12 protein-coding genes and 1 tRNA gene are annotated in these 12,672 nt (G+C 61.7%); 5 read left to right on the top strand and 8 right to left on the bottom strand.

Annotation, left to right across the window (positions count from 1 at the left end; all coding sequences use genetic code 11):
- Positions 1-48: 48 nt before the first annotated feature.
- From CXQ94_RS15875 to CXQ94_RS15865, 3 genes are all read right to left on the bottom strand, one after another.
- Positions 49-1,128 carry a tRNA (adenine-N1)-methyltransferase gene (locus tag CXQ94_RS15875; protein WP_104091558.1) on the bottom strand — a complete coding sequence of 360 codons (1,080 nt, stop codon included), beginning with the start codon at positions 1,126-1,128 and terminating at the stop codon, positions 49-51.
- A 93-nt stretch (positions 1,129-1,221) separates the two neighbouring features.
- Positions 1,222-2,376, bottom strand: coding sequence for a site-2 protease family protein (locus CXQ94_RS15870; protein WP_104091557.1), 1,155 nt, complete (start codon positions 2,374-2,376; stop codon positions 1,222-1,224).
- Positions 2,373-3,122, bottom strand: a complete 750-nt coding sequence (locus CXQ94_RS15865) for an HAD family phosphatase (RefSeq protein ID WP_306418911.1) — start codon at positions 3,120-3,122, stop codon at positions 2,373-2,375. Before CXQ94_RS15865 ends, CXQ94_RS15870 begins: the two co-directional genes overlap by 4 nt.
- Before the next feature lie 101 nt (positions 3,123-3,223).
- Between CXQ94_RS15865 and CXQ94_RS15860 the strand changes: the two genes are divergently transcribed.
- Positions 3,224-4,114 (top strand): PAC2 family protein, encoded by an 891-nt coding sequence (locus CXQ94_RS15860; RefSeq protein ID WP_104091556.1) that lies wholly within the window; start codon positions 3,224-3,226, stop codon positions 4,112-4,114.
- A 48-nt stretch (positions 4,115-4,162) separates the two neighbouring features.
- Here CXQ94_RS15860 and mshC read toward each other — a convergent pair whose 3' ends face one another.
- Positions 4,163-5,461 (bottom strand): cysteine--1-D-myo-inosityl 2-amino-2-deoxy-alpha-D-glucopyranoside ligase, encoded by a 1,299-nt coding sequence (gene mshC, locus CXQ94_RS15855; RefSeq protein ID WP_104091555.1) that lies wholly within the window; start codon positions 5,459-5,461, stop codon positions 4,163-4,165.
- Between the two features lie 166 nt (positions 5,462-5,627).
- Positions 5,628-6,464, bottom strand: coding sequence for an undecaprenyl-diphosphate phosphatase (locus tag CXQ94_RS15850; protein WP_104091554.1), 837 nt, complete (start codon positions 6,462-6,464; stop codon positions 5,628-5,630).
- Between the two features lie 85 nt (positions 6,465-6,549).
- Between CXQ94_RS15850 and CXQ94_RS15845 the strand changes: the two genes are divergently transcribed.
- Entirely contained in the window at positions 6,550-7,485 is a 936-nt protein-coding gene (locus CXQ94_RS15845) for an aldo/keto reductase (RefSeq protein WP_104091553.1), read from the top strand.
- Positions 7,486-7,567: 82 nt separating this feature from the next.
- Here CXQ94_RS15845 and CXQ94_RS15840 read toward each other — a convergent pair whose 3' ends face one another.
- On the bottom strand, positions 7,568-7,846 hold the full coding sequence (locus CXQ94_RS15840; protein WP_104091633.1) for a hypothetical protein: 279 nt from the start codon (positions 7,844-7,846) through the stop codon (positions 7,568-7,570).
- A 128-nt stretch (positions 7,847-7,974) separates the two neighbouring features.
- Between CXQ94_RS15840 and CXQ94_RS15835 the strand changes: the two genes are divergently transcribed.
- A complete protein-coding gene (locus CXQ94_RS15835) occupies positions 7,975-8,214 on the top strand; it encodes a DUF5703 family protein (RefSeq protein WP_104091552.1) in 240 nt (79 codons plus the stop codon).
- Between the two features lie 16 nt (positions 8,215-8,230).
- Here the strand turns inward: CXQ94_RS15835 and CXQ94_RS15830 are convergent, their stop codons facing one another.
- Both CXQ94_RS15830 and CXQ94_RS15825 read right to left on the bottom strand, forming a co-directional pair.
- Positions 8,231-9,385: an acyl-CoA dehydrogenase family protein gene (locus CXQ94_RS15830; protein ID WP_104091551.1), complete on the bottom strand. Its 1,155-nt coding sequence runs from the start codon at positions 9,383-9,385 to the stop codon at positions 8,231-8,233.
- 16 nt (positions 9,386-9,401) lie between these two features.
- On the bottom strand, positions 9,402-10,706 hold the full coding sequence (locus CXQ94_RS15825) for a M20/M25/M40 family metallo-hydrolase (RefSeq protein ID WP_104091550.1): 1,305 nt from the start codon (positions 10,704-10,706) through the stop codon (positions 9,402-9,404).
- A 194-nt stretch (positions 10,707-10,900) separates the two neighbouring features.
- Between CXQ94_RS15825 and CXQ94_RS15820 the strand changes: the two genes are divergently transcribed.
- A tRNA-Leu gene (locus CXQ94_RS15820) sits at positions 10,901-10,983 on the top strand.
- 519 nt (positions 10,984-11,502) lie between these two features.
- On the top strand, positions 11,503-12,672 hold the full coding sequence (locus CXQ94_RS15815; RefSeq protein ID WP_258067128.1) for an NAD(P)/FAD-dependent oxidoreductase: 1,170 nt from the start codon (positions 11,503-11,505) through the stop codon (positions 12,670-12,672).

Below are 12,672 nucleotides of genomic sequence, written 5' to 3'. Positions count from 1 at the left end.
GCACCGCCAGTGTGGGTGCTGTGCACTTAACTGCTGTTACTAGAGACTTTAGTGCTCCGGAAGTGCCTCGTGCGCCTCATCTGCCTCGGCCTGGCTCATGTTCCTTCGAGTCTGGACGGTGGAGGAGGCATCCCGGGCTGCCCGACGCAGCTTCTTATCCGATACGGAGCGTTCGCCAACGGCGGCAGGGGTCCACGCGTCCAGGTCTTCCTGGGCGAAGTCCGTCTTGGAGGCGCGCCGCTTCAGGGTCATGGCCGTGGCGCCGTCGGCCAGGCGACGGGTCACCATGAGGAAGCCGGTGTGGGCAACCATGCGGTGGTCCGGGCGGACGGCGAGACCTTCAAGGTGCCAGCCACGGACCATGGATTCCCACGCGTCGGGCTCGGTGAAGCGGCCGTCGGCGCGAATAGCCTCTGCGGTGCGGGAGAGCTGCGTGACGGTGGCAACATAGTTGATCCACACCCCGCCCGGTGCCAGCACCGTGGCCACGGCATCCAGGCATTCCCAAGGAGCCAACATGTCAAGGACAACGCGGTCAACGCTGCCAGGGGCCTCCTGCGCTACCACCTGGTCCTGGAAATCGCCAATGGAGATCTTCCAGGCGGGGTGCGGGCCGTCAAATATTGTCTCGACGTTCCCGCGGGCAATGTCTGCAAATTCCTGGCGACGTTCAAAAGAGTGCAGGTAGCCGTTATCGCCCACCGCACGCAGCAACGAGATGGACAGGGCACCGGAACCGACACCGGCTTCCACGACGCGGGCGCCGGGGTAGATGTCACCCATCGTGATGATCTGGCCGGCATCCTTGGGGTAGACCACGGCGGCACCACGGGGCATGGACAGCACAAAGTCCGACAGCAGGGGTCGCAGAGCCTGGTACTGCTGGCCAACGTTGCTTTCCACCATGCAGCCCTCCGGCTGACCGATGAGGGTGTCGTGATTAAGGAAGCCCTTGTGGGTGTGGTAGGCCGTACCCGGGGTGAGGGTGATGGTGTTCATGCGGCCGCGCTCGTCGGTGAGCTGTACCCGCTCGCCTGCACGGAAGGGCCCGCGACGCGCTGCGGCACCGTGCGGAAGTGCGGTTTCTTCGGCAGCTGGTGCCGCATTCTGGGGATCGGTCTGGCTCATGCGTTGTGTCCTAACAGGGGTGTTCGTGCGTAAATATTTGAAAGAGTGCGTGCGTGTTTGGTGCTGTGCCGGTGGTGATGTGGCAGGGGAAAACTACTTTCCCGTAATGGCCGCAACCACCTTGGCCTGACTCAAAAGTCCGGTGACCCGGCCATGGTCGTCGATGACGGCGTACTCGGTGTCGGGAAGCTGGGACAGGTACTGGACAAGTTCCGCTCCGTTTGCCGACCCTGGCACGTGGGCGCCGGGCGACAAAGGGCGGGCCACTGCGTGGGCTGAGGTGTGGGCGGCAAGGTTCGGGGGAACATTGGCCAGCGCTGATTCAACCACGACGGCGGCCGGACGGCCATCGGCCGAGCACAGGACGATCGGCTCGCTGGGGTGTGCGGCACGCAGTGACCACAGTTGTGCCACGCTGACTTCCAAGGGGGCGCTGACCGCCGGGGCGGCGAGGGCAGAGGCGGTGATGGCGGGCAGTCGCAAACGCATTGCCGCGCCCTTGATGGACGCGGAGGCTCCCATCCACAAGAAACCGGCCAGTAGCACCACAATGAAGGCCGTGGATAGTGAAGGTTGTGCCCCGTTCAGGTAGGCGTATGCTGCTGCCACGGCCAGGCCGAGGATAACAATGATCCGCCCGGCCCAGCCGGCAGCAACGGTGCCTCTCTCCTGGTTGCCCGTGGCCTTCCAGACGATTGATTCCACCAGCCGCCCGCCGTCCAGGGGCAGACCGGGGAGCACGTTGAAAAAGCCGATGAGCAGGTTCGCCCAAATGAAGATGCTGACCAGCAGGTGCGCCACGACAATGCCCAGCGTGCCCTGGCCAGTGGGCAGAAGTTGCCCAACGAGGTAGCCCAAACCGGCCAACACGAAATTCGCGATAGGGCCCACAAAAGCCACCACGACGGCGCGGCCGGGTGTGGCCTTGTTGAAGTCGAACTCGGTGTGGCCGCCCCACAGGTTCAGCACAATTTTGTGTGTGGGCCAGCCGTACATGATGGCCGCAAGCGCGTGGGAGAGTTCATGGATCAGCACCGAGAACAGCAACAGCAGCGCATAGGCGAACGCTACCAGGTAAGCGCGCCACCCCAGACTGGGGAGCACCGATTGAAGCTGGGGTCCAAAAATGGCGACGGTAAATGCCGCAATGACAAACCACGAATTGGCCAAGATGATGGGCGTTCCCCGGACGGAACCAATCACCAGGCCCTCTCGCCGGGGCTTGGTCACGGGAGGTGCACCGCTCATGCGTTCGCCCCGGCCGCGGTGGGCGCGGACAGCAGCACGGCAGCAACGTCGTCGTAGCTTTTTCCAACTAGCGTTTCCCACGTGGTGCGCCGGTGGTCAGGGGCAAGGGGAACAACATGCGGGATGGCGATGGTGGGGACCTTGGCAGCCATGGCGGATGCGACCCCCGGCACGGAATCTTCCAGTGCCACACAGTTGTGCAGGCCCAGGCTGGGATCGCTGGCGCGGAGGCGTTCGACGGCGGTCAGGTACGGTTCGGGGTGCGGTTTGCCGTTGCGCACCTGGTCGCCGGTGACGAGAAATTCGAAATAGGGCGCGTCCAAGGCGTCAACAACCACCTGGGCAAGGGTGGCCTCGCTCATGGTGACAAGGACGCATCGCACGCCGCGGGCGTGAAGTTGCGCAAGCAGTTCCTTAGCCCCAGGGCGCCAGGGAATTTGCTGGCGAATGGCGGCAGTGACTTTGCCGGTGAGGTAATCGACGATCTCACGGATGCTCAGCTTCACCCCGGCATCCTGGAGGATGCCGGCCGCGGTTTCCAGGGCGCAACCAACGAGGTCATGGGACTTCTCGGTGTCCCAATGGCCGCCATGGGAGGTCACCAATTCGATCTCGGCAGCAATCCAATACGGTTCACTGTCTACGAGGGTGCCATCCATGTCCCAGAGGGCGGCTTTGAGTTCAGTCGGGGCATCGACGGAGGCCAAGGCATCCGCTTGCATGGCTGGTGCAGACGATAAACGCATGGAAACAGTCTACGTGGGTCGGCGGTGCATATTATTTGCCCCTTCACAGGGTGTTGGCGGGTTGCCATTGCACAATCTTCGCAGCGACGTAGGCTGGTGCCGTGAGTGAAGCCAAAGATCAGGAAGCTGTGGGATTGCAGCGTTTGCTGGGGCCGGCCGCCGATGGCGAACGTGTCACCGTACTCATCGCCGCCTTTGAAGGCTGGAACGACGCCGGTGAGGCCGCAAGTGACGCCCTAAAATACCTGCACCATTTGTGGGGTGCCAAACGTGTGGCCGTAATCGAGCCGGATGAATACTATGACTTCCAGTTCACCCGCCCCGAGGTTCGCTACACCGGTGCCGGGACACGCAAGATCAAGTGGCCCGTGACCAAGATTGCCAAGGCCACCATCCCAGGCACCGCCGTGGACATTATTTTTGTCCACGGGATCGAGCCGTCGTACCGGTGGCGGGCGTATACGGCTGAGTTGCTCGCCAGGGCCGCAGAGCTAAATGTGAACTACGTGCTGCTGGTGGGCGCTTTGTTAGCCGATGTTCCGCATTCACGGCCAATTCCGGTGACAGCGACTTGTGACGATGAGGACTTGCGGGTGCGCCTGGATCTTGAGGCTTCCGCCTATGAGGGCCCTGTGGGGATCGTCGGCGTGCTCAACGAGTTGGCACTGCTGGCCGGGTTGCCCACCATTTCGCTCTGGGCGGCCGTTCCCCACTATGTCGCTCAGGCGCCTTCGCCTAAGGCGGAACTGGCATTGCTGAACATGATTGAGGATTTCCTGCAGCTTCCGTTGCCCACGGGAGATCTGGCCGAGGACGCGCAGGCGTGGGAACGCGGGGTCAATGAGCTTGCCGCGGGCGACGCGGAAATAGCGGCCTATGTGCGCCAACTGGAGGAAACCAAGGACACCGAGGACCTTCCAGAGGCCACCGGCGAATCAATCGCCAAAGAATTTGAACGGTATCTTCGCCGCCGCGGCAAGGACCAGCCTTAAACAACTGACCCGCACACGTTCGCGTGTGCGGGTCAGGGTCAACTTGGCTCAGATCTCAATGCCCAGCAGCGCCTCGATGGCATCTGAGACGAGGGCTCCGTCTCGCTCGGACGGTTCGCTCGCTTCGCCAGCAGCAGCGCCCAGTGCCTGTGCGGCCCACAGGTCGACGGCGGCGAGGGCGCGGGGTGCGTCCAGGTCGGCGGCCATTGCGTTGCGAATCTCCGTGACAAGCGGCTTGGCTGATCCCGCGGGGACCAGGTCAAGGGCGGCACGCCACGTGGCCAATTGCTGCTGTGCGTTGGACAACAGGCCCTCGCTCCAGCTCCAGTCGGCGCGGTAGTGGTTATTCAGGATGGCCAAACGGATGGCCGCGGGTTCAACGCCGTCGGCCCGAAGCTTTGACACCAGGACCAGGTTCCCCAATGACTTGCTCATCTTTTCACCGTCAAGGCCCACCATCCCGGTGTGGGTGTAGTGCTGCGCCATGGGAACGTTGCTGAGCGCAAAGGCATGCCCGGCACCCATCTCGTGGTGCGGGAAGATCAGGTCCGATCCCCCGCCTTGAACGGTGAACGGTTCGGGCAAGAACCGTTGCGCAATGACCGTACACTCGATGTGCCAGCCGGGCCGTCCTGCACCCAAGGCATCCCCGTCCCATGAAGGTTCCCCGTCACGGGCCACGCGCCACAGCAGTGCGTCAAGGGGGTGTTTTTTGCCCGAGCGCTGGGGGTCTCCCCCACGTTCGGCGAAGACCGGCACCATCTGCTCCGGCTCCAGGCCGGAGACTTGTCCCAACCACCAGGGGACGTCAGGCCCTTGAGCGTGCTCCCCGGATGAGGCTGCTTCGACGGAGAAGTAGATGTCGCCGTCGGGCTCCCCTGCACTCCCGGGTACCCGGTACGCGATTCCGGCCTCGAGGAGTTTCTGGATTTCGGGCACGATCCACTCGATGGCTTCGACGGCGCCAATGTACTGATCGGGGGCCAGTACGTTCAGGGCTTCCATGTCGGCGTGGAACAATGCGGTTTGTTCCTTGGCCAGTTCGCGCCAGTCGACGCCGTCACGGGTGGCCCGTTCGAGGAGTGGATCGTCAACGTCTGTGACGTTTTGCACATAGCTGACGGTTCGCCCTGCGTCGCACCAGGTGCGGTTGAGCAGATCGAAGGCTACATAGGTGGCTGCGTGCCCCATGTGCGTTGCGTCATAGGGCGTAATACCGCAGACGTAGAGGCTGGCCTGATCGCCGTCGGGCAAGGCGGTTACTGCGTTCACTGTTGTCTCGTGCAGGAAGAGTTGCGGCATGGAGCCGCGCAATTCAGGAACAGGACGGGATTTCCAAGTTTTCACGTAGCTAAGCGTAACCTCCGAGGGACCCGACGCGAGCGAAGCGAGGGTTGGGAGGAGGTTACGCGGTAACGACGAGGGACCCGACGTCAGCGTTGCGAGGGTCGGGAGGAGGTTACGCGGTAACGACGAGGGACCCGACGTCAGCGTTGCGAGGGTCGGGAGGAGGTTACGCGGTAATGATCCCCAGGCCCAGCAGCATGTACAACGCCAGGCCAAGGGCGATGCGGTACCAGACGAAGGGGCGGAAGCTCTTGGTGGAGATGAACTTCAGGAACCAGCCGATGATGAGGTATCCCACCACGAAGGCGATGACCGTGGCGAGAGCAATCTCACCTATACCAAACGGGCCTTGGGCGCCTTCGTGCTTGGCAAAGATCTTGTAGAGCTCGTAAAAGCCGCTGCCGAAGACGGCGGGAATGGCGAGCAGGAACGAGTAGCGGGCCGCGGATTCGCGGGTGTATCCCATCAGCAGGCCTGCGGTAATGGTGCCGCCTGAGCGTGATACGCCCGGAATCAGGGCCAGAGCCTGCGCGAAACCGTAGATGATGCCGTGTTTGAACGTGAGGTCCTTGATTTCGCGTTCCTGGCTGGCCACCTTGTCCGCGAACGCCAGGATCAGGCCAAAGACGATGAGCGTGGTGGCCACGATCCACAAGTTGCGTAGCGTTGATTCGATCTGGCTTTGGAAGATGACGCCCAGGAGGGCGATGGGCAGGCTGCCGATGATGACCAGCCAGCCCATGCGTACGTCGGGATCCGTGCGGGGAACTTTCCCACGCAGTGAGCCAAACCATGCCTTGATGATTCGAACAATGTCACGCCAGAAGAAGACGACGACGGCGGCTTCCGTGCCCAGTTGGCTGACCGCGGTAAACGCCGCACCGGGGTCAGCGCCGGACGGCAGGAATTTGCCAACGACAAAGAGGTGGGCGCTTGAGGAGATGGGGAGAAATTCCGTCAAGCCTTGAATGAGGCCCAAGATGGCCGCTTCTAACCAGTTCACGCGTTTTAGCCTAGAGCACTTGGCGGCACGTAACGGACGGGCCGCGCCGCAAAAGCGGTGCTGTATTCCCCGTAAGCTTGCTCCTATGGAACAACGATTTGTGGGCACCAGTGGATTGCGGGTTTCGGCCTTGGCACTGGGCACCATGACCTGGGGCAAGGAAACCGACGCTGAAACTGCAAGGGAGCAGTTGCGCACCCTGATCGACGCCGGCGGCAACACCTTTGATACGGCCCCCAGCTATGTGGAGGGCCGCAGTGAAGCAATTTTGGGGGAACTGCTAGGCGATGTGGTGCCCCGCAGTGATGTGGTGCTGGTCTCCAAGGCCGGTGTCAGCCATCGCAATGGGAAGCGGATGGTGGACACCTCGCGCCGGGCCATGCTGGCCAGCCTGGATGCTTCGCTGGCGCGGCTGGGCACCGATCACCTGGATTTGTGGCTGGCACACCTGTGGGATGAGAATGTTCCCCTTGAGGAAACCCTGAGCGCCATGGACCTGGCTGTTTCCACCGGGAGGGTCAGGTACGCCGGAGTTTCCAACTACAACGGTTGGCAGCTGGCCAGGGCAGCAACATTGTCCGAGACGGCAATTGTGGCCAACCAGGTGGAGTATTCGCTGCTTTCGCGTGGGGTAGAGCGCGAAGGACTGCCAGCGGCGGAGCACGTCGGCGCCGGCGTCCTGTGCTGGGCTCCACTGGGCCGCGGGGTGCTCACCGGCAAGTATCGTGGCCAGATCCCGTCGGATTCCCGCGGTGCCAGTGAATCAATGGGCAGCTATGTGGACCCCTACCTCAAGGGGCGCCCCAGCCGCATCACGGAAGCGCTTGTCACGGCTGCTCAGGGGCTGAGCCGTTCGCCCTTGGATGTGGCACTTAGCTGGGTGCTTGAGCAGAACATTGTGGCGTCCGCCGTGGTGGGGCCGCGCACCACCGAACAGCTACGCGAAATTCTAAAGTCCACCTTGGAACCGTTGCCGGCACCTATCGCGACGGTCCTCGATGAGGTTTCGGCCGCGCACTAGGGCGGTCCTCGGCTCCCCTGCGGTACCACCAACACGTCATGAATCGTGCGTGGCACGTTGTTGCGCGTGAAGGCCGAAGGTTTCAGTCCTCGATGGGTTCCAGGTCGTCGTCCAGGTCGTCCTCGGTTTCACTGAGGTCTTCGTCTTCATCGGCGCCCTCTTCGCCATAAATCACCAGCGGTGTGACCTCGTCGAACGCGTCGAAAAGTGCTTCCTCATACACCTCGAAGGCATCAATGATGCCAAGGAAGGTCGCTTCCACTTGAGGGTCTTCCTCGCCGCGTCGCGCAGAGGCAGCTATCAAGTGTTCTTCAAGTGCCGTCGTCAATGCGCTCAATGCTGCGCGGGGATCAATACTCATGTAATCGACGCTACCAGTGTGCGCGCGAACTTGAAAGACCAATGCAGCAAGGTGCTCCGGGCCACCTTGCGGGTAGCCCAAAAGACCAAGGAGTATATTCAACCCTGAAGAGGGAAGAATGGAATGCCATGAAGGAAACGTTGCAGGGCGTCGCTACGGTAAAGGGCGCACCCAACAAGCAATACGAGTACTTGATCTTGTCGGTTCGGGCCGACGAGTCGGCTCCTCTCGCCTATCAGCGTCTGCGTGAGCACGCAGAATACGGCAAGTGGGAGTTGGAGCGCAGCTTGCTCTACATTGGTGGCGGCCGCCGATTCTGGATGCGCCGGAAGGTATTCCGCGTCCAGGGTACGCTCGACATCCGTTGACGACGCCCCCCGCCGTTTAGGACTCCAGCGGTCCCAACCAGGCCGTGGCGATGGTGCTGTGGGCCGATTCATCGTCCGAGGGGTGGAACATTCCCGCCAAGACGTCCCTGTAGAGCCTGCCCAACTCGCTGCCGGCGAAATAGCTTCCGCCGCCGCTGACACGGATGATCAAATCCACCACTGTCCGGGCGGTTTCCGTGGCACGAACTTTCAGGCCCACCAGCTTGGGAAACCACATGCCGGCGTGGTCGGCTAAATCGTCCACGTCCCGCGCAAGGGAGTCGAGTTGCGGGTACAGCCCGTCCATGGCGATTGCCGCATCGGCTATGCGCCAGCGGATGTCGGGGTCCTGCGCGTAGCTCTTGCCGCCGTTCTTCTGGGACTTGCGCCTATGCACCGTCTCAACCCCAATCTGCAGGGCCCGTTCCCCCAACCCGGTGTAGACGGCTGCCAGAAGCGTTTCAAAGCAGGCGAAAATGGCGAAGATCAGAGGATCGGCGTTGGGGCCAACAGGCAGCCTTCTAAAGACGCGTTCCGGTGCTGCCACGGCGCCGTCGAGCACCGTGGTGTTTGACTGGCTGGCGCGCATCCCGAGCGTGTTCCAGTCGTCTTTGATGGTGTATCCGGGCGTTTCCCTGGTGATGAAGGCGTGTACCAGGGCGGGCTGGGCGCCGGTGGAATCCTTGCCGAACATCCCCAACCGCGTCCAGGCTGGTGAAAGCGAGGTGAAGATTTTCGTCCCGGTGAAGGAGTAGCCCCCGTCGGCCAACGGCGTTGCCACCGTGTTGGAGTCAAAGAGCACCGAATCGTTGCCAGCCTCCGAGTTGCCGAACGCGAAGACCTCACCGGCCACCGCCTCGCTCAACACATAGTGGAGGGAGGCATCCCCGCGCCGGTGGAGCAGGTGTGCGACGCCGGTCCACACCAAATGCATGTTGATCGCCAAGGCTGTGGCCGGGGCGGCCGTGGCCAACCGGCGCTGCGCGGCGGCGGCCTGTTGCAGGCCAAAGCCGAGCCCGCCGTCTTCAATGGAGGCGAACATTCGCAGGTAACCCTGGGATTTGAGCTCCGCCAAGTCCTCATGAAAGAACTCATTACGTTCGTCATAGCCCTTGGCCCGTGCCCGGAAGCGATCCAGGAGGTCGTCGGGCAGCAGTTCGTTGAGGTCCATGGGGAGCCAGAAATCCTTAGTAGTTGGTGAGAAGGCGGTCCAGCACGCGGGCGCCAAATTTCAGTGATTCCACGGGAACCCGCTCATCCACGCCGTGGAACATGCCGGTGAAGTCGAGTTCGGGGGGAAGCTGGAGGGGTGCAAATCCGTAGCCGGTGATTCCCAAGCGGCTCAGGGACTTGTTATCGGTGCCTCCCGAGAGCGTGTAGGGAAGAACTGCGGCACCGGGGTCTTCGGCGTGCAGGGAGTCGATCATGGCGTCAACCAGGTTGCCGGCGAACGGAGTTTCCAGCGAGACGTCATTGTGGATGGTTGAAATTTCGATGCCGTCCCCTGCCAATTCGCGGACCAGCTCCAGGACTTCTTCGTGGCGTCCCGGAAGTGTGCGCACGTCGATCATCGCTTCTGCCGTACCAGGAATCACATTTGCCTTGTAGCCACCGTTGAGGAAGGTCGGGTTGGCGGTGTTTTGTAAGGTGGCCCCGACAAAACGTGCCACGGTACCTAGCTGGTCAAGGAGCGTCTGGGGATTGCTTTCGTCAAATTCGACGCCGGTCAGCTCCGAGACGCCTTCCAGGAACTGACGTGTGGTGGCCGTGTACTCGATGGGCCATTGGTGGTCGCCAATTCGGGTGACGGCCCGGGCCAGCCGGGTGACGGCGTTGTCAGTGTTGATTTGTGAGCCGTGGCCCGCCCTCCCGTGGGCGGTCAGCCGCAACCAGGACAGGCCCTTCTCAGCGGTCTGCAAAAGGTAAGCGCGCTTGCCACCAATGTCAGCGGAGAACCCACCCACCTCGGAGATTGCTTCCGTGACGCCGTCGAAGAGCTCGGTCCGGTTATCCACCGCCCACCTGGCGCCGTAGCTTCCGCCAGCCTCCTCATCAGCAAAAAAAGCGAAGACAATGTCGCGTTGCGGTTTGCGGCCGTCACGGGCCATGGAGCGCATCACCGAGAGGATCATGGCGTCCATGTCCTTCATGTCGACGGCGCCGCGGCCCCAGATCAGGCCATCCTTCTCCTCGCCGCCAAAGGGGTCAACGCTCCACTCATGAGCCAGTGCCGGAACCACGTCAAGGTGCCCGTGCACGATGAGGGCGGGCAGGGAGGGGTCCGCCCCTTCAACTCGCGACACCACGTTGGCACGTCCGGGTGCGGATTCAAAGAGTTCGGCGCTCAGCCCCACCTCTGAGATAAGGGAGGCAACATGCTCGGCAATTGCCCGCTCCCCCGGCCCTTCGTTGTTGGCGAAGTTGCTGGTGTCAAAACGAATCAGGTCCGCACATATGCCAACGACTTCATCTTCTGCCCGGACGGTGTTCACGAGAGCGGCTCCTTATAGTTTTTGGGGGTCACATCAGCCTACATCTGTCCCGCTGGGAGGCCGCCGGGGGAAGCCCTCGAAGGCGAAGAATTACTCGATTGTTCTTTCCCCCAAAAGCTGTGCTATTGTTTTCATCGCTGCTGCGGGAGACAACGATTCATCCGGAAGGAAGAATACGCCTCCCGTGTTCACTTGCGCGAGTGGCGGAATGGCAGACGCGCCAGCTTGAGGTGCTGGTCCTGGAAACGGGGTGAGGGTTCAAGTCCCTTCTCGCGCACGGATAGACCCCCTGAAATCTTCGTATTTCAGGGGGTCTTTTTTCTTTAATGCAGAACCGAATCGGCGGGGGCCAGCAGATCGCCCCCTCTCTGGATAGTCGCTGCGGCCTGACCGGAGCCAGCATCTATAAGGGCTGGCCTCTCGAACCCCTTGTACGAAAATAGCCACAAACGCGGTGAGTCCTACCGCTGTCACTCCAGCACAGTCACTCCAGCACCCACAACAGGAATTTCTGATAACTCGCTGACGTAGTCCATGTTTTCCCATTCTGTGCAGGCGTGTGAGGTTCGACCACAGTGGCCGAGGCCGTGCACACTTCGAAGTGGCGGGGGCCCTGTCCGGGACCGGCACAGTGAACTACCTAGCACGACATTAGTCAGCGTGCTGAGGATGCTGTCCGCAAAGAACGGCGAATTCAATGGGTCACCCAGTCCATGGGCAGGTTTATTTGCCGTGTCACATATCGGGCCGCTGCGGTGTCTTATGTTCAAACGTTCGTTTAGCGATAGGAGCTACAGTGTCAATACGTTCAAGAGTGGTCATTGTGGGTGCCGGGTATGCCGGGGTCATGGCCGCAAACAGGCTCGCTGGAAGCCAGGGGTTGACTGAATCCATAATCGTTACCGTACTGAACCCTGTCGCCGATTTCGTGGAAAGGATCCGCCTTCACGAAGTCGCGGCCGGAAATCGGGAAACTGCAGCTGTGTCCATGAGGACACTTCTGCATGAGCGAGTCAACATTGTCCAAGGCACTGCTTCGCGTATCGACCCTGGACACCGCAAAGTACACCTGTCTGGCGGCCGCGCGCCGCTCGACTACGATATTTTGCTGTACGCCGTCGGCAGCACCCAGCCTTCGCACAGAATTCCGTCCGGTGCCTACGGGTTGAAGGATTCCGAGGATGCACACCTTTTACAAGCCAAGCTTATGCAGCTGGATCCGGGCGACACCGTCAGCATCGTCGGCGCGGGCCTGACGGGCATTGAGGTTGCCGCCGAAATTGCCGAAAAGTATCCGCAGCTGCAAGTACGCCTTATTTCCCGCGGAGTTATCGCCGGGAGCCTGTCCGTGTCCGGGCGACACGCGATAACGAACCGGCTTTCAGTGATCGGTGTTGAACTGATAGAGAATACAGAGGTGCAAAAGTGCGATGGTTCATCGGTTACAACGTCCGGTGGTGACATTCTACGGTCCGAGTGTACGATCTGGACCGCCGGATTCAGCGCACCGGAACTTGCACGGGATAGCGGTCTACCCACCGACGCCTCGGGGCGCCTCATGGTCGATGAGTCGCTGTCGTGCCCGCAGTACCCCAACATTTTCGGTGCCGGCGATGCCATACAAGCACCTTCAACAGTCGCCAGCCATTTGCGCATGAGCTGCGCGGCTGCCCTGCCGCTCGGCGCCCACGCGGCAGACAGCATCATCGCCCTCCTGGAAGAACGCCCTCCGGCCCCGATTTCGGCCGGATACGTGATCAAGTGCATTAGCCTAGGACGCAGGTCAGGGCTCGTTCAGGCCGTGCGTGCCAACGACCAACCGCGCCGTCTCCTCATCCGGGGTCGACTCGCTAGCATGGCCAAAGAGCAAGTGTGCCAAAAGACTCTTTCCTGGATCAGGGGCGAGCGTCGCCGCAGCGGTTCGTTCAACTGGCCCAAGGGCCCCCGACCCGAAGAAACAAGGTAG

The organism is Arthrobacter sp. GMC3 (assembly GCF_002929305.1).
Taxonomy (GTDB): domain Bacteria; phylum Actinomycetota; class Actinomycetes; order Actinomycetales; family Micrococcaceae; genus Specibacter.
Note: the sequence above shows the minus strand (reverse complement) of the source record. Positions and strands in the feature narration are given on the sequence as shown.

Coding starts and splice junctions, on each gene's coding strand:
- CXQ94_RS15830 (WP_104091551.1), bottom strand. CDS start 9,385: ATGGACCTCAACGAACTGCTGCCCGACGACCTCCTGGATCGCTTCCGG.
- CXQ94_RS15865 (WP_306418911.1), bottom strand. CDS start 3,122: ATGCGTTTATCGTCTGCACCAGCCATGCAAGCGGATGCCTTGGCCTCC.
- CXQ94_RS15840 (WP_104091633.1), bottom strand. CDS start 7,846: ATGAGTATTGATCCCCGCGCAGCATTGAGCGCATTGACGACGGCACTT.
- CXQ94_RS15835 (WP_104091552.1), top strand. CDS start 7,975: ATGAAGGAAACGTTGCAGGGCGTCGCTACGGTAAAGGGCGCACCCAAC.
- CXQ94_RS15875 (WP_104091558.1), bottom strand. CDS start 1,128: ATGAGCCAGACCGATCCCCAGAATGCGGCACCAGCTGCCGAAGAAACC.
- CXQ94_RS15870 (WP_104091557.1), bottom strand. CDS start 2,376: ATGAGCGGTGCACCTCCCGTGACCAAGCCCCGGCGAGAGGGCCTGGTG.
- CXQ94_RS15845 (WP_104091553.1), top strand. CDS start 6,550: ATGGAACAACGATTTGTGGGCACCAGTGGATTGCGGGTTTCGGCCTTG.